At 74.2% G+C, this 16,658-nt stretch carries 13 protein-coding genes; 9 read left to right on the top strand and 4 right to left on the bottom strand.

Going from position 1 to position 16,658, the window contains the following annotated elements; translation table 11 throughout:
- The first annotated feature begins 25 nt into the window (after positions 1–25).
- From ACIQCJ_RS13840 to ACIQCJ_RS13810, 7 genes are all read left to right on the top strand, one after another.
- A complete protein-coding gene (locus ACIQCJ_RS13840; protein WP_402711471.1) occupies positions 26–3,727 on the top strand; it encodes a prenyltransferase/squalene oxidase repeat-containing protein in 3,702 nt (1,233 codons plus the stop codon).
- Between the two features lie 26 nt (positions 3,728–3,753).
- Positions 3,754–4,746, top strand: coding sequence for a hypothetical protein (locus ACIQCJ_RS13835; protein WP_402711470.1), 993 nt, complete (start codon positions 3,754–3,756; stop codon positions 4,744–4,746).
- Between the two features lie 100 nt (positions 4,747–4,846).
- Positions 4,847–6,061, top strand: coding sequence for a CbiQ family ECF transporter T component (locus tag ACIQCJ_RS13830; protein WP_402711735.1), 1,215 nt, complete (start codon positions 4,847–4,849; stop codon positions 6,059–6,061).
- A complete protein-coding gene (locus ACIQCJ_RS13825; protein ID WP_401308517.1) occupies positions 6,058–7,725 on the top strand; it encodes an ABC transporter ATP-binding protein in 1,668 nt (555 codons plus the stop codon). Before ACIQCJ_RS13830 ends, ACIQCJ_RS13825 begins: the two co-directional genes overlap by 4 nt.
- A gap of 98 nt (positions 7,726–7,823) precedes the next feature.
- Positions 7,824–8,648: an ECF transporter S component gene (locus tag ACIQCJ_RS13820; protein ID WP_401308911.1), complete on the top strand. Its 825-nt coding sequence runs from the start codon at positions 7,824–7,826 to the stop codon at positions 8,646–8,648.
- A 79-nt stretch (positions 8,649–8,727) separates the two neighbouring features.
- Positions 8,728–9,021 (top strand): DUF1905 domain-containing protein, encoded by a 294-nt coding sequence (locus ACIQCJ_RS13815; RefSeq protein WP_355341469.1) that lies wholly within the window; start codon positions 8,728–8,730, stop codon positions 9,019–9,021.
- Positions 9,022–9,170: 149 nt separating this feature from the next.
- Entirely contained in the window at positions 9,171–9,806 is a 636-nt protein-coding gene (locus ACIQCJ_RS13810; RefSeq protein WP_391045963.1) for a DUF1345 domain-containing protein, read from the top strand.
- 161 nt (positions 9,807–9,967) lie between these two features.
- Here ACIQCJ_RS13810 and ACIQCJ_RS13805 read toward each other — a convergent pair whose 3' ends face one another.
- On the bottom strand, positions 9,968–11,920 hold the full coding sequence (locus ACIQCJ_RS13805; RefSeq protein ID WP_402711469.1) for a hypothetical protein: 1,953 nt from the start codon (positions 11,918–11,920) through the stop codon (positions 9,968–9,970).
- Positions 11,921–12,765: 845 nt separating this feature from the next.
- On the bottom strand, positions 12,766–13,188 hold the full coding sequence (locus tag ACIQCJ_RS13800) for a MerR family transcriptional regulator (protein ID WP_391163080.1): 423 nt from the start codon (positions 13,186–13,188) through the stop codon (positions 12,766–12,768).
- Between the two features lie 99 nt (positions 13,189–13,287).
- On the opposite strand from ACIQCJ_RS13800, the gene ACIQCJ_RS13795 reads away from it, so the two are divergent.
- On the top strand, positions 13,288–13,743 hold the full coding sequence (locus ACIQCJ_RS13795; protein WP_391163082.1) for a hypothetical protein: 456 nt from the start codon (positions 13,288–13,290) through the stop codon (positions 13,741–13,743).
- A gap of 83 nt (positions 13,744–13,826) precedes the next feature.
- On the opposite strand, the gene ACIQCJ_RS13790 is transcribed toward ACIQCJ_RS13795, so the two are convergent.
- A complete protein-coding gene (locus ACIQCJ_RS13790) occupies positions 13,827–14,552 on the bottom strand; it encodes a TetR/AcrR family transcriptional regulator (RefSeq protein WP_402711467.1) in 726 nt (241 codons plus the stop codon).
- Positions 14,553–14,742: 190 nt separating this feature from the next.
- On the opposite strand from ACIQCJ_RS13790, the gene ACIQCJ_RS13785 reads away from it, so the two are divergent.
- Entirely contained in the window at positions 14,743–15,618 is an 876-nt protein-coding gene (locus ACIQCJ_RS13785) for an SDR family oxidoreductase (protein ID WP_401856366.1), read from the top strand.
- 26 nt (positions 15,619–15,644) lie between these two features.
- On the opposite strand, the gene ACIQCJ_RS13780 is transcribed toward ACIQCJ_RS13785, so the two are convergent.
- Entirely contained in the window at positions 15,645–16,520 is an 876-nt protein-coding gene (locus ACIQCJ_RS13780) for an alpha/beta fold hydrolase (RefSeq protein WP_402711465.1), read from the bottom strand.
- Between the last annotated feature and the right edge of the window lie 138 nt (positions 16,521–16,658).

Below are 16,658 nucleotides of genomic sequence, written 5' to 3'. Positions count from 1 at the left end.
CGTCGGCCGACCCGGGGGGCCACCCGTGCTTCGTCTTGTCCCGCGCCGCCGTCACAGACGGCCGCGCATCGTCGTCCTGCTCACCGCGGCGGCGCTGACCTTCGGCAGCCTCACGGCCGGACTGGTCTCGGTGGCGACCCCGGCGGGCGCGGACCCGATCGGCGACTGCACACCCACCTCGGGGGCGATCGTCGCGGTGGACTACGGGCACTGGAACGGCCCGGTGCTGCGCGGCTGCGACGCGCACCCCACCACGGGCATGAATCTGCTGCACAACGCCGGATTCACCACCACCGGCACCGTGCACGACGGCCCCGGCTTCATCTGCCGGATTGGCAACGACGGCTTCGACAGCGGCACGCAGTACCCGACGACCGCCGACGAGGCGTGCGTCCTGACCCCGCCCGCGAACGCGTACTGGTCGTTCTGGATCGCGCCCGCGGGACAGGACACCTGGACGTACAGCCCGCTCGGCGCGCTCGGCGACCACCCGCAGGACGGCGAGGTCGAGGCGTGGGTGTTCGGTCCCACCGACATCGGCGGCAGCACCGGCGGTCCCTCGTTCACACCGGACTCCGTCCGCGCCCACGACACCACCACGCCGCCGACCACCCCGCCCACGACGCCGCCGACCACGCCCCCGACCGGTCCCGGCGGACAGGCCGACACGGCGGCCGCGGCCACCTGGCTGACGAGGCAACTCACCGACGGCGACCACGTCTTCGACGGCTGGGGCACCGACTTCGCCGCCACCGCGAACACCGCCATCGCACTCGCGGCGGCCGGCGGCCCCGACGCCACGATCCGCGCGATCGACGCCTTTCTGACGGCGCACGCCGACGACTACCTGCTCCCCGACTCCACGGTCACCGTGCCGAGCCCGGCCGCGGCGGCCAACCTGGCGCTGCTCACCGAGATCCTGGGCGGTGACCCCACCTCCTTCGGCGGCCACGACCTGCTCAAGGACCTGACGGACAACGTCTGCGCGGCGGCCGGAAGCCTCGGCAACTGCACCGCGGCCGGTGACTTCCACGGCGCTTTCTCGCCCGGCACCCAGGCCCGCGCCCTGCTCGCGCTGGCCCGCGGCGGCGCCACCGTGCCGCGGCCCGCCGTCGACCGGCTCACCGGGATGCAGTGCGCCGACGGCGGATTCTCCGGCTCGATGCTCTCGCCCGGCGAGCGCTGCACGTCCGACCCCGGTTCGACCGCCGACGCCGTCGTCGCCCTCAAGCACCTGCCCGGTACCGGCGACGTGCTGGACAAGGCGCGGGCGTACCTCACCAAGACGCAGTCCGCCGACGGCGGTTACCTCGCGTACGAGGGGGCGTCCTCCGGCGACACCGGTACGACCTCCTCCGCGGCCCAGGCGCTGACCGTACTGGCGCAGACCGACCGCGCCGCCGCCGCCCGCTCCTGGCTCGCCGCCCGGCAGACCGACGGCGGCGGCTTCGCCTCCGACGGCTCCGGCGGCACCGACCCGGACCTGTACGCCTCGACCGCCGCCGTCCTCGCCGTGACCTCCAGCGACCTCGGCAGCCTCACCTACGGCGACACCCCGACGAGCCCGCCGACGACGCCCCCCACCACCGCGCCGACGACCCCGCCCACGACCGCGCCGACCACCCCGCCCACGACCGGACCGACCACCCCGGCCGCGGCAACCCCCGACCTGGCCAAGGGCGTCGCGTACCTCATCAACCGCGGCAATCTCGTGGACGGCCACTACTACGAGTCCGGCGCGGGCCAGAACACCGGCTTCGCCGACTTCGGCCTGACCGTCGACGGCGTGCTCGCGCTGGCCGCGACCGGCGGCGCCGACGACACCCTCGCCGGGATCACCGACTTCCTCCAGCACGGCAGGGACGGCTCCGGCCGCGGCATCGACGACTGGACGCTGATCGGCACCTCCTACGCGCAGGGCGGCTCGCTGGCCAAGGAGGCCGTCGCGGCCGAGGTCACCGGCAACGACCCGCGCGCCTTCGGCGGCCACGACCTGATCGCCGCGCTCGACGCCACCGTCTGCGCCGCGGCCGACACCTCGGGCGGCTGCGCCGCCAGGAACAACTACGCCTACGCCACCTCGGTGTTCTCCCAGTCCCTCGGCGTCATCGCCCAACTGCGCGCGGGTGACACCGCCAAGGCGGCCGGGCCGGTCGCGTACCTGGAGAGCCTCCAGGACTCCAGCGGCGCCTGGCCGAGCCTGATCCCGGCCGCCGGCGACCAGGACGTGGACAGCACGGCGATGGCGATCATGGCCCTCGACCTGGTGCCCGGCGACGCCGCGGCCAAGGCGGTCGCCAAGGGCGCGGCCTGGATCGCGAGCAAGCAGCTCGGCGACGGCGGCTTCCGGGGCGCGGCCGGTGACTCCGTCAACTCCGCCGCCCTCGCCGTCCAGGGCCTCACCCTGGGCGGCACGGGGTACCGCGCGCAGATCGCCAAGGCGCGCGCGTTCCTGGCCGCGCAGCAGAACGCGGACGGCGGCTTCCGGGTCGCCTCCGACACCGACCAGAAGCAGTCCGACGTACGCGCCTCCACGCAGGCCGTCGGCGGCGCGGTCGGCACCTCCTTCGGCACCCTGCTGCGCGACCTCGCCGACCAGAAGGCGGCAGCCGAAGGGGCCGCGTACCTGGTCGAGCAGCTCGACGGCAGCGACCACCTGGCCAGCACCTACGGCCCCGACTACGGTCTGACCGCCGACCTCGCCCTCGCGCTCGCCTCCACCGGCGGCCAGGACCCGACGCTGACCAAGGTCACCGGCTACCTCGCGGGACACGTCGCGGACTACGCCGACCCGGCGGGCACCTCCGCCTACCCCGGCCCGTACAGCGGCGCCACCGCCAAACTCGCGGTGCTCGCCCAGGTCATGGGCCAGGACCCGCGGCACTTCGGCGGCTTCGACCTGATCGGCACGCTCAGCGGCCACGTCTGCACGGCCGCCGCCGAGGACGGCTCCTGCACCGCCCCCGGCGACTTCGACCAGGCGTACTCGACGGTCTCCCAGTCCCTCGGCGTCCTCGCCCTGGCCCGCGCGGGCCAGACCCCGCCCGCCGCCGCCGTGAACCGGCTGCTCCAACTCCAGTGCGCGGACGGCGGTTTCTCCTCCACGCTGGACGCGCCGGGCGCCGACTGCGCCTCCGACGTGGACACCACCGGCTACGCGCTCCAGGCGCTCGTCCTGGTGCCAGGACACGCGGACGCGGTCACCAAGGCGCGTACGTATCTCGTCAAGGCCCAGCAGTCCAGCGGCGGTTACCAGGGCGCGGCGGGCGTCAGCAGCAACTCCACCGCGCTCGCCGTCCAGGCGCTGCTCGCCACCGACAAGATCCGGCCCCAACAGGCGCGCGACGGGCAGAAGTTCCTGCGCACCACGCAGAACAAGGACGGCGGCTTCCGGATCACCGCCGCGGCGGGCGACTCCGACCTGCGGTCCAGCACCCAGGCCGTCCCGGCACTCGCGGGCACCCCGCTGACCACGCTCACCCACGCGCTCGCGCCCATCGCGCCCTCGGGCGGCGGCTCCACCGGCGGATCGTCCGGTTCTTCCGGCTCCGGCGGCTCGTCCGGCTCCGCGGGCGGCACGGACTCCGGCGGCAGCGGCGGCTCGCTGGCCGCCACCGGCACCGGCGTGCTCGCCGCGGCCGGTCTCGCCGCGCTGCTGCTGGCCCTGGGCAGCGCGCTGACCGTACGGCGGCGGCGCACCGCACAACAGGGCGGGAGGCACCAGTGATCCACGGCATTCGGTCGGCCCATGGCATGCGGTCAACGGCCCGGCGGGCGGCGCCCGTCGCAGGCGCGTCCTGCCATCCACGGCGGCCCGGCGCACGATCGGTCCTCGCCCGTACGGTCACCGCGCTCGCGCTGACGCTCGCCGCCGTGTGCGGCGGGCTCACCGTGGGCGCGGCGCCCGCGATGGCGACCGCGCAGCCGATGAGCGCGTGCACGACCACCAAGGGCGTCGTGCTCGCGGTGGACTTCAGCCACTGGGGCGGCCCGCTGCTGCGCTCCTGCGGCACCACGCCCACCACCGGCTACACCCTGCTGAACCAGGGCGGCTGGGCCACCACCGGCACCCAGCACGACGGTCCGGCCTTCATCTGCCGGATCGGCTACGCCGGTTACCAGGGCGGCAAGCAGTATCCGACGTCCAAGGACGCCCCCTGTGTGCTGACGCCGCCCGCGACCGCCTACTGGTCGTACTGGCACGCCGACGCGGGGCAGAACACCTGGTCCTACAGCCAGTTGGGCGCGATGAGCTACCACCCCAAGCCCGGCAGTGTGGACCTGTGGATCTTCGGCGCCACCAACGTCGCGGGCACGCAGGGCCGTCCGACGTTCTCACCCGACAGCGTCCGGGCGCACAACACCACGTCCGGCGGAGCCACTTCGGCCCCGCCGAGGCCGACCAAGCCCGCCGGTACGCACACCGCCGCGGGCTCGGCGCCCGGGAAGACCTCACGACCGGCCGCCACCACGCCGTCCGCGACCCGTACGACACCGGCCACCACCTCGGCCCCGCCCACCGCGACCCCCACCGGGACCGCGTCCGCGAGCACCGCGCCGGGCACGGGCACGGCCACGGGCGCAACGCCGTCGCCAGGGCAGCCCCGCACACAGGACGCGGAGCCGACCGCCGCCGCGAGCCATTCGTCCGGCTCGGTCCTGCCCTTCGCCCTGACCGCGGCCGTCGTGGCCGTGATCGCCGGATTCATCGTCGTCAGGACCCGGCGGCGGCGGAACGCGGAGTAGCGCGGTGTCCACCGCCCCGCCTCCGTCCCCGACCGGCGGTCCCGCGCACGCCGCCGCGGTACCGCCGCGCGCCGCCGCCTCCCCGCACACCGGGCGGCGGCTGCCGCGCACCCTGCACCCGGTCGCCTGGTGGATCTGGGGCATCGCCCTGGCCACCGCGGTCAGCCGCACCACGAACCCGCTGCTGCTCGGCCTGGTCCTGGTCGTCCTCGGCTACGTCGTCACCGAGCGCCGCACCGACGCCCCCTGGGCGAAGGGCTTCAAGTACTACCTGTACCTCGCGCTGACGGTCGTCGCGATCCGCGTCGTCTTCCGCTGCGTCTTCGCCACCGGCATCACACCCGCCGACCACATCATGTTCTCGCTGCCGCACATCCCGACTCCCCACTGGTACGCGGGAATTCAGCTCGGCGGCCCGGTGTCGCTCGAGGCCACCCTGTCCGCCGCGACCGACGGACTGCGGCTGGCCTGCCTGCTGTGCTGCATCGGCGCCGCGAACACCCTCGCCAACCCCAAGCGGGCCCTGCGCGTCCTGCCCGGCGCGCTGTACGAACTCGGCGTCGCCGTCACGGTGTCGCTGAGCGTCGCCCCCCAACTCGTCGAAAGCGTCCAGCGGGTGGCGCGCGCCCGACGGCTGCGGGCCGACCGGGCCAAGGGGCTGCGGGCGCTGCGCGGCATCCTCATCCCCGTACTGGAGGACGCGCTGGAACGCTCCCTGCACCTGGCCGCCGCCATGGACTCGCGCGGCTACGGCCGGGCCGGCACCGCGACCCGCGCCTCACGCCGTACCACCGCCGTCCTGATGCTCGGCGGCATGCTCGGCCTGTGCACCGGCATCTACGGGCTGCTGGACGGCACCACCCCGCGCGCGCTCGGACTGCCCGCCATGCTCGGCGGGTCGCTGCTGTGCTGCGCCGGACTCGCGCTCGGCGGGCGGCGGATACGGCGCACCAGCTACCGACCCGACCCCTGGCGGTCCGCGGAGTGGGTGGTCGCGCTGTGCGGCGTCGCCACCGCCGCCGTGCTGTTCCTGACCGTCGGCTACAACGCCGCCGACCTCAACCCCAGCCTGTATCCGCTGCGTTGGCCGTCACTGCCGTGGCTGCCCGCCGCCGCGATCCTGCTCGCGGGCACCGCCGCCTTCGCCGCGCCGCCCCCGCCGCGCACATCCGCCGCGAAGAGAGCGAAGAGCGCGAAGAGCGCGAAGAGCGCGAGAAGCGCCACGGCCGGGCGCTCCGCCGTGCCGCCCGGCGGAGCCGCCGCGACCGCCACCACCGCCGAAACCGCCGACAAGCCCAGCGAGGCCCTGCTGTGATCCGATTCGACCAGGTCAGCGTCGTGTACGCGGGCTCCGAGCAGCCCGTGCTGCGGGACGTGGACCTGACCTTGGAGGAAGGTGAACTGTGCCTGGTCGTCGGCAGGACCGGCGCGGGCAAGTCCACGCTGCTCGGCACGGTCAACGGCCTGGTGCCGCACTTCACCGGCGGCACACTCGCGGGCCGTGTCACCGTCGACGGCCGCGACACCGCGACGTACCCGCCGCGTGAACTCGCCGACGTGGTGGGCGTCGTGGGCCAGGACCCGCTCGCCGGATTCGTCACCGACACCGTCGAGGAGGAACTGGCCTATGTCATGGAGCAGTTGGCAGTCCCCGCCGACGTCATGCGCAAGCGCGTCGAGGAGACCCTCGATCTGATGGGCCTGGCCGACCTGCGGCACCGCGCGCTGAGCGAGCTGTCCGGCGGCCAGCAGCAGCGCGTCGCCATCGGGTCCGTCCTCACCGCCCACCCCAAGGTCCTGGTGCTGGACGAGCCCACCTCCGCGCTCGACCCGACCGCCGCCGAGGAAGTCCTCGCCGCCGTGACCCGGCTCGTGCACGACCTCGGGGTGACCGTCGTGCTCGCGGAACACCGCCTGGAGCGCGTCGTGCAGTACGCCGACCGCGTCCTGCACCTGACCGGCGACGGCACCGTCACCTCCGCCCCGCCGTCCGTCGCCTTCCGTACCGCCTCGGTCGCGCCCCCCGTGGTCGACCTCGGCCGCTTGGCCCGCTGGGAACCGCTGCCGCTGTCCGTACGCGACGCCCGCCGCGCCGCAGTTCCCTTGCGCGAACGGCTCGCCGGACGCCCGGTGCCGCCGGTCCGCGTCTCGCACGGCACGGGCACACCGCTGCTGACCGCCAGCGGGATCGTCGTGCGCTACGGAGACGTGGTCGCCGTCCGCGAGGTGGACCTGGAACTGCGGGCCGGTGAGGTCACCGCGCTGATGGGCCGCAACGGCTCGGGCAAGTCGTCCCTGCTGTGGGCGGTCCACGGCGCCGGGCCGCGACAGGGCGGAACCGTACGGTTCGCTCAGGGCGCGGACCCGGCCGCACCCGAGCCGGGGGCCTCGGCACGGCGGTTCGGCGGACGGCGTACGACGTCGGGACCTGAGCGCCGCCGCGTCGGCCTGGTCCCGCAGACCCCCACCGATTTGCTCTACCTGGAGACGGTCGGCGCCGAACTGGCCCAGGCCGACCGGGAGTCGGCCGGGGCGGCCCCGAGCGCCGCGCGGGTGATCCTCGACCGGCTCGCGCCCGGCATCCCCGACGACACCCACCCCCGCGACCTGTCGGAAGGCCAGAAGCTCTCGCTCGTGCTGGCCATCCAGCTCACCACCGCCCCCGACGTCGTCCTGCTGGACGAGCCGACCCGCGGCCTCGACTACCAGGCCAAGCAGGCCCTCATCCGGATCGTGGACGCGCTCGCCGCCGAGGGCCGCAGCGTCGTGATCTCCACGCACGACGTGGAGTTCGTCGCCGCGAGCGCCGACCGCGTGATCGTCATGGCCGAGGGCGAGACGGTCGCCGACGGCCCCACCGCCGATGTCATCGTCGCCTCACCGGCCTTCGCGCCACAGGCCGCCAAGATCCTCGCCCCGCTGCCCTACCTGACGGTCGGTCAGGTCGCGGACGCGCTCGCGGAAGCCGAGGCGAAGTGATGGCCACGGCCAGGACGGGCGCCACGCACACGGGCGGGGGCGCGGGCAACGGCAAGGGCGCGGCCGGGCGTTGGACGGGCCGTACCACCGCCGTCCGGATGCACGCGACGGCCGTCGTCACCATCGTCCTGGCCGCCTTCATCGGCCTGGTCGCCTTCTTCTGGCCCTTCGTCGTCGCCCCCGGCCGCTTCGGCACCTCCTACGCGCCGCCGCTGATCTTCGGCGTCCTGCTGATCCTCGTACTGGCCGTGGTCTTCGCCCAGATCGCCGACGGCGGCATCGACGCCAAGGCCCTGGCCATGCTCGGCGTGCTGTCCGCCGTCAACGCCGCCCTGCGCCCGCTCGGCGCGGGCACCGCGGGCATCGAGACCGTCTTCTTCGTCCTCGTGCTCGCGGGCCGCGTCTTCGGCCCCGGCTTCGGCTTCACCCTCGGCTGCACGTCCCTCTTCGCGTCCGCGCTGCTCACCGGCGGTGTCGGGCCCTGGATGCCGTACCAGATGTTCGGCTGCGCCTTCGTCGGGATGCTCGCCGGGCTCCTCCCGCGCGCCCGCGGCAGGGCCGAGATCCTGATGCTCGCGGCCTACGGCTCGGCGTCCGGCTACCTCTTCGGCTTCCTGCTCAACCTCTCCTTCTGGCCCTTCTCGCTCGACCCCGGCAGCTCCATCGCCTACCTGCCGGGCCTGCCCTTCACCGAGCAGTGGCACCGCTACCTGGCCTTCGACGTGGCGACCTCCCTCGGCTGGGACACCGGCCGCGCGGTCACCAACTTCGTCGCCATCCTGCTGGCCGGCCCCGCCGCCCTCATCACCTTCCGCCGCGCCGCCCGCCGCGCCAACTTCACCGCCCCCATCCACTTCGCCCCGCCCGCCCCGCCCTCTCCGCCCGCTGGGTCCGCTCCGGGCGCGGGCGCGGACGAGACGTAACCCGTACTGGTCTAGCCTGGCTGTCCCCGACGGACGCGCGGGACGCGGGACGTAGGACGTGGGAGAAGGGGCTGGGGGCGTGGAGCTGGTGTTCGCGGGGCGGGTCGTGGAGTGGCGCGGACCGGCGCCGTACTACTTCGTGCCCGTGCCGGAGGAGGAGTCCGCGGACATCCGCGAGGTGGCGACGACGGCCTCGTACGGGTGGGGGGTGATCCCGGTGCTGGCCCGGATCGGCGGCACCGATTTCGCGACCTCGCTCTTTCCCAAGGACGGCGGCTATCTGCTGCCGCTCAAGAACGCCGTGCGCAAACCGGAGGGGCTTTCCGAGGGGGACGACGTGACGGTGGAGATGACCGTCCGCCTCGACACGTAGGGAAGGCGATCCCGTGCCGAATCCCGCCGAATCCCCGGACCGATTCCCCGGACCGAATCCCCGGGCCGATTCCCCGGCGCCGATCCGGTACGGCACTTTTGCGCGGCCATTGCCGTGCCGACAGCGGTGAACCACTAGCGTTACGGCCTGTGAGTACGAGTATCCGGTTTTCGCCGTCCGCGGCTCCGCGCCTTGCCGGTTCGGTCGCCTTCGGGGCGGTGGTCGGGGCGTGCGTGGGGTCGTCGACCGACACGCCGCTGGGAATTCTCTCGGCCATCGCGGCCACCGAGTCGTTCTTCGTCGTGGTCGGCTGGTGCGTGCTGTGGCCGATGGACGCCGCCGCGACCCGCCACAATTCGCGGCGCGAGGACCTGCGACCGCTCGCGGAGGAGATCGTGGTCGTCGCGGTCGCGCTCTGCGGCCTCATCGGCATCGTCGTGTTCCTGCTCGGCAACTCCGACACCGCCCATGCCGCGACCGCGCTCATCGGCGTCTTCATGGCCTGGGCCGCACTGCATCTGATGTACGCGGCACGGTACGCGTATCTGTATTACGAGGAGTCCGAGGGCGGGATCGATTTCAACTCCGAGGACGAGGCCCCGGCCTACCGCGATTTCTTCTACTTCAGCTACAACCTCGGCATGACCTACCAGGTCTCCGACACCGACGTCTCCAGTTCGACGATCCGCGCGGTCGTCCTGCGGCACACACTGCTGTCGTATCTGTTCGGTACGAGCATTCTCGCGACCGCCATCAACCTCGTCGCCGGAATCTTCACGCGGTGAGCGCACGGCACTTGCCCTGGCGCCTGTCCTGATACCTGCCTGACGCCTGCAATGTCCTGACCCTGCACTGTCCTGACACCTGCGGTGCCCTGACGCCCGCACTGACACGTGCCCGGCACCGCGCGACGCCTTCCGCGCGGTGCCGGACACGTGCCGGAGGGTCAGCGGCAGCCCACTCCGTAGGTGCCATTGCCGGAGTCGGCGGCCGGGTCGCTGGAGACGGACAGCCCGACGTACGGGTGATCGCGGTCCGGGGTGAACGTGTACCGGTCCGTGAAGGTGTAGCTCTGCGCGCCCTTGGGGAACTGGGCAGTCTGCCGGGCCAGCGTGACGGCGCCCTGCGGCTTGCCCGTGGCGCTGTGCCACCACGTCAGGTGCAAGGCGCCCGCCTCGGTGCCGTCGTAGGTGACGTACACCGTGGCGGTCGCCGTGCGGCGCTTGCCGGTCGGGCAGTCGAAACCGGTGACGGCGATGGACGCCACGTGCGGCCCGGCAGCGGGCTTCCCGGTCGTCGTCGGGTCGGCCGAAGGGGTGGTCGGCGCGGTGGTGGGCGGCGTGCTCGGCGTGCCGGTGGGCGTGCTCGACACGGTCCTGCTGGGCGTGACCGCCGTCGTCGGTGTGCCGGTCGGCGAGACGTTGACCGTGGGCGACGCCGACAGGCTGACGGTGGGGGACGGGGTGGCGGGCGCGGTGGTCGGCGTCGTGGCGGTCAGCGACGTGACGGCGGTCGGCGTCGGGCCCGCCACGGGGGTGTCGTCGCTCTTGTTGCCGGTCGCCACCGCCGTGACGGTCACCGCGCCCGCGATGATCACGGCCGCCGCGACGACGGCGAGGACCTTCGCGCGTCGGCTGAAGCGGGGTGCGGGAGCCTCGGGGCCGCCCGCGGGGGCGTGGTGGGGCGCGTGCTTGGGCGGTACGGGCGGCGCGCCAGCCCCGGACGCGGCGGACGCGGCCACGGCGACCGGTACGGCGGCGGCCTGCGGCTGCTGGGCCGCTTCCGCCGCCGCATCGCCGGACGGCGCCGCCAACAGGACGACCAGCGCGGCGAGTTCACCGCGCCCGCGCTCCTCCCAGTCCTCGCCGTAGGCGGCGACGGCGACCGCCTCGGCCTCGGCGGCGAACTCGGCCGCGCTCTGCGGCCGTTCCGCCGGGTCCTTCGCCAACCCGCGTGCGAGCAGCGGCCGTACGGGCTCCGGAGCCTGCTCGGCCGGGACCGGCGCCTCGGCGTGCTGGGCCGCCGGTTCCGCAGCCGTGGCACCCGCGTACGGCGGCGCGCCGGTGAGGCTCTGGTGGAAGACGGCCGTCGCCGCGTAGACGTCGGAGGCCGCGGACGCCGGGGCGCCCGCCCACCGCTCGGGCGCGCTGTAGGGGGTGCCGGAGGGTACGGCGTCCGGCTCGGCGTTCGCCTCCGGCTGATCCGGGGCGGGAGCCGCCGGTTCGGCGTCGGTGAGCTGGACCGCGCCTTCGGGGGTGAGCAGGACGTTCTCGGGCGTGTCCGGCTCGGCGTTCGCCTCTGCCTGATCCGGGGCGGGAGCCGCCGGTTCGGCGTCGACGAGCTGGACCGTGCCTTCGGGAGTGAGCAGGACGTTCTCGGGCGCGATGTCGCCGTGGGCTCCACCGGCCTCGTGGGCTGCGGCGAGCGCGACCAGCGAGCCCTTGAGGACGACGAGCGCCGCCTCGGGCGCGAGCGCGCCCTTCTCCTGGAGGAGGGCGACAAGTCCGGTGCTGCTGACCGGAGTCGGCGTCCCGGCCGCGGGCTCCTGGGGCTCCGGGGCCTCGGCCGGGGCCTGGGACGGCACCGCCTTCGAAGCGGCCGGTGCCGTCTTCCGCCCCTTCGCCGGGGGCCTGGTCCCCGCCGCCTTCTTCGCCGCGCCCGCGGGCGGGGCCGCCGCCGCGGTCTTCCGTGTCTGCGCCGTCTTGGCCGCGGTTCTCGCGGGCGCCTTCGCGGGTGTCTTCGCGGGCGCCTTCGCCGGAGTCCCGGCCGGCGCCTTGGCCGCCGTCTTCGCGCTCTTGGCGGCCTTCACGGCGGGCTCCTCCGCCGCCTGCTTCTGTGCCGCCTTCGCCGCCGCGGCGGCCATGGGAGCGGCCTCGGGCTGCTTCTGAGGCTCCGTCACTTTGCTTGCGGTAGCGGGTACTTCGGCCGCCGCGGTCTTCACGGCGGGCTTTGCGGCAGCGCGCTTCGGCGCGGCCTTCGTGGGCTTCGCGGGCTTTGGCGCCGCCTCGGACGCGGCGGCTTCCTGAGCGCCGCCCTCGGGCTGCGCGTCCGCCACCGCCGCCGTGCCCCCTGCCGTGTCCGCTGGCGTCTCCGCTGCCGGCTCCGCTTCCGCCCGGGCGGGAGCCTGGGCGCGCTTACGGGGCTGCGCCGCAGCCTTCCGCGCCCGGGCCATGGGCCTCGGGCCCGGCTGCCGCTGTCCGGCCGGCTTGCCGTCCCCGGCCGTCGCGCCGTCCTCGCCGGGTATGCCCGTGCCGTTGTCGTCGTCCACCTGATTCCGCCCCTCGCGCTGCCCCTTGAGGAGGAGCCGCTGTGCGCGGCACCTCGACGCCCTGTTCCGTACTCGGATTTCCCACCGCCAGCCGGGCCGATCTGCCGGGGGTCACGGCTGTCCGCCCGAACTGCCCCTTCCACGGGAGGGCCGAGCGCCGAAGGCGCCGACAGGGGACCGGGGTTCGCCCGGGAACCGTGGAGGAGGTGCCGTGAGGATCAAGAGGGTACTGGTGGCCGGGCACCAAGGGGAGATCGGGGCGGCCCTCATCCCGCCCCCGCACCCCCCTTTGCCGGACAGCCAGGGGCATATGCCTCGCCGATCCCCCGCCTAAGCGTGTCCCCCGATGCGGACGGTACGCACGGGGCGGCGGCGACGACGGCGCGGGCGCGGAACAGGCGCTCGGCGCGGCCGGGTTGGGCCCTTGTCGCCGTATCGGCACTGGCACCGGCACCGGCACCGTGTCACTCGGTCCTTCAGACGACTGGCCGGATGGCGTGAGCCAGGGGGCGGGCCGTCACGCGCGTGGCACCGTCGCCGTCCGGTTCGACCGCCCGGAGGGGGCAGCCTGTGCCGACGCGGTCGGTGAGTTCGGCGCGCAGGGTGGCGAGTTCGGCCATGCGGGCGTCGAGGAGGCGGATCTTCTCCTCGAACAGCGCGGAGAGCGCCACGGCGGGGTCCGGCGCCGCGCGCAACTCCTCGCCGGTCCTGGCGATTTCGGCCAGGGAGAATCCGAGCGTCTGCGCGGTGCGGACGTAGTGCAGCCAGGCCACCGACTCGGGGGGGAAGTCGCGGTAGCCGTTGGTGAGGCGTCGGCCCGTGACGAGGCCGACCTTCTCGTAGAACCGGATCGCGTCCCTGGTCATCCCGGTCTGAGCGGCCAGCTCTCCGATACGCATGCCGCGCCTCCCCCTCGGCCGATGAGCTTGACCTTGGACCGTACTCCACTGTTTAGCGTGAGGCCGTCGCTGAGCCCCCCAACCGGCCGGAGCCTCCCCATGATCCGTTTCCACGCCCCCGCACGCCCCGCCTATCTCCGCGTCGTACGCGCGAGTGCCTGGTACGACCTCGCGGTCACCGTGGGGTTCGTCACACCGTGGACCTACGCGCGGGTGCACGACGCGCTGTCCTCGGCGGGCGACGCGCTCGGCTGGGGCGGCCTGCCCGAACTCGACGTGTGGCAGACCCTGTTCGCGAATCTGATGGGCTCTGTGGTGGTCGTCTGGGCTGCCCTCCGCATCGTACGGACCCTGCCCGAACACGGCCTGCTCGACGGCATCGCGCGCACCCTGTTCTCCGCGTGGATGGCGTACGCGCTGGCCCAAGGCGCCTCGCGGATCCTGTGGCTGTTCCTCGCCGCCGAGGCCACCTGGGGAATCGTCCAACTCACGCCCTGGCTGCGCCCCGCCGTCGACCACCGGACCGCCCGACCGGAACGCTCAGGGCTGGGTTGATCGCCAGCCGCCAGCCGCCAGCCGCCAGCCGCCAGCCACGGCGGCCCTTCGGGGCGCGGACGGCCTACGGCCTACGGCTACGGCTACGGCTGCGGCTTCGCGGTGGCGATGCGGTCGAGCCAGTCGCGCAGGAGGGCTTGTTCGGTGGCGGTGAGGGCGGAGGTCCGGGGGAGGACGGCGCGCAGGGCCACGGCGGCGGTGACGGGACCGGAGGCGGGGTCGGTGGCGGCCGGGGCGTCGGTGGTGATCGCGGCGATGACCGCTTCGCGGGCCAGGGCGGCCAGTTCCGGGTCGCGGCGGTCGGGCGGCAGGGAGATCAGCGTGTTGGTGATGCCCTGGCCCGCGGCCTGGACGAGCAGCGAGGCGCGTTCCTCGCTCACGCGCAGTCGGCCCGCCTCGGCGATCCGGCGGATGTGCCCGGCCAGCACCGCCACGCCCGCGACCTCGGCGGGCGTCGGCGGCACCGAGCCCCTGGTCCGCTCGTACATGACCTGGTAGAGCGCCGGGTTGGCGAGGCCGAAGCCGACGTGCAGGTCCCAGCCGGTCCGCAGGTCCGCCACCGGATCCGCGCCGGGCTCCAGGTCCGTCTTGCTGGCCAGGTAGGCCGCGAAGCCGTCGGCCGCGACCGCGTCGAGCAGGCCCTGCTTGTCGCCGAAGAGCCGGTAGATCGTCGGTGCCTGCACTCCGGCCGCCGCGCCGACCGCCCGGGTCGACACGGCCTCCCGGCCGCCCTCGGCGAGCAGCTTGGCGGTGGCGGCGAGGATGCGCTCGCGCGGGCCGTCCCCAGGGGCGATGTCTCCGACGCTCATGGTGTCGACGGTAACAGGAATCACGTTAGCGGCGATTCGGTATCGGTGCTAGCGTGTGAGTTGTTAGCAGTGATTCGGTGCTGCTCGTGCCGCCACTGGCACGGCGACACCTATCGGCATGTCGATCTGTCGACCGCGCGTCGCCCGTGCGCCGAGGCCGCGCAAACCCTTACCCACCTGGAGACATCTCATGATCATCGTCACCGGAGCCACCGGAAAACTCGGCCGGGCCGTCGTCGACCGGCTGCTCACCCGCGTCCCCGCCGAGGAGATCGGCGTCAGCGTCCGCGACCCCGACAAGGCGCGGGACCTGGCGGAGAAGGGCGTCCGCGTACGGCGGGGCGACTTCACGGACCCGGCGACCCTCGCGCACGCCTTCGAGGGCGCCGCGCAGGTGCTGATCGTCTCGGCCGACGTCACCGGAGAGCCCGCCCTCGCCATGCACCACGCCGCGATCGACGGAGCCAAAACAGCCGGGGCCGGCCGCATCCTCTACACCAGCCACATGGGCGCGAGCCCGACCTCCCTCTTCGCGCCCATGCCCGACCACGCCGCCACCGAGGCGGCGCTGCGCGACTCGGGCGTGCCGTGGACCTCCCTGCGCAACGGCTACTACGCCAGCTCGGCGATCATGCTGCTCGGCGCCGCCGTGCGCACGGGCGAGCTGGCCGCGCCGGAGGACGGCCCCATCTCCTGGACGGCCCACGCCGACCTCGCCGAGGCCACCGCGCGCGTGCTGACCGCCGACGACCGGTCCGTACGCCCGTCGGGTCCGACCGCGCCGCTCACCGGCTCCGAAGCGCTCGATCTCGCCGACGTCGCGGAGACCGCCGCCGAACTGTCCGGGCGCCCGGTCAAGCGCGTCGTCATCGGCGACGACGAGTACCGGGACCTCCTCGTCGGGCACGGCGCCTCACCCGCGCAGGCGGAACTGCTCCTCGGGATGTTCGCGGCCGGCAGGCAGGGCGAGTTCACCGCGGTCGACCCGGCGCTCGCCACCTTGATCGGCCGCCCGCCGACGCCGTTCAGGGACGTACTCGACGAGGCGATCACGTCCGCTGCCTGACGGCCGACGTCTCGGCCGCGTGCTCGTCAGCGCAGGAAGGCCGCCACGGTCGACACGAAACGCGCCGGGTCGTCGAGCCAGGGGAAGTGACCGGCGGCGGGCTGGACGGCCGACTCGGCGCGCGGGAACAGACCGGCGACCTCGGCCGCGGCGGAGGGCGGGGTGTTGAGGTCGACCTCCCCGGCCAGTACGAGGACGGGGGAGGTGAAACGCGCCAGGGCCGCGCGGGTGGCGGCCGGGTCGAAGGCGCCCTCGGAACCGAAGACCTCCCCGGCTTCCGCGTTCCTGCGCGCCTCGCCCGCGTCCCGGTGCGCGCGGGCCGCGTCGTCCCAACGCCCGTAGAAGAAGGGGTCGACGGCCCGGAACGTCCCGGCGTCGCCCTTGCCCGCGACGACCGCCTCCAGCGCGGCGAAAGCGGCCGGGAACCACGGCTCGCCCTCGCGCAGCAGCGCCGTCCCGCGCCGCGTGTCCCCGGTGACCGGGACATCGACCGCCCGGACGCTCGGCGTGATCAGCGCGAGCCGCCCGACGCGTTCGGGATGGCGGGCGACGTACAGCACGGCCAGATTCGTACCGGCGGAGTGCCCGAGCAGATCCGCCCGGTCAAGGCCCAGATGGACGCGGAGGGCTTCCACGTCGTCCACGAGCCGGTCGCAGCGGTAGGAGCCGGTGTCCTGGGGGACCGCCGAGTCGCCGGTGCCCCGCGGGTCCAGCAGGATCAACCGCCGGTGCGCGGCGAGACCGCCGAGGTCCCCGAGATACGCGCTGTCCTGCATCGGGCCTCCGGGCAGGCAGATCAGCGGCGGCCCCTCGCCGAGAGCGTGGTACGCGAGCCGGGTCCCGTCGGGCGCGGTGAAAGAACTCGTGGCGGTCGTGGCGGTCGCGGTGGAGTCGGCGGTCATGGCGACGACTGTGGCAGCGGCCTCGGGACGGGGGCAACCGGGTTCCGGAGGCGGCCGGGGGCCGGGGAGCGGGAGCGTCGTACGCCGCGAGCAGCGTCGGTCGGCGTGGATCTCGACGCCGTACGCACCTTCGTCGCC

Origin of the sequence: Streptomyces sp. NPDC093221, from assembly GCF_044753885.1 — a bacterium.
In the GTDB taxonomy this organism is placed as follows: Bacteria; Actinomycetota; Actinomycetes; order Streptomycetales; family Streptomycetaceae; genus Actinacidiphila.
Note: the sequence above shows the minus strand (reverse complement) of the source record. Positions and strands in the feature narration are given on the sequence as shown.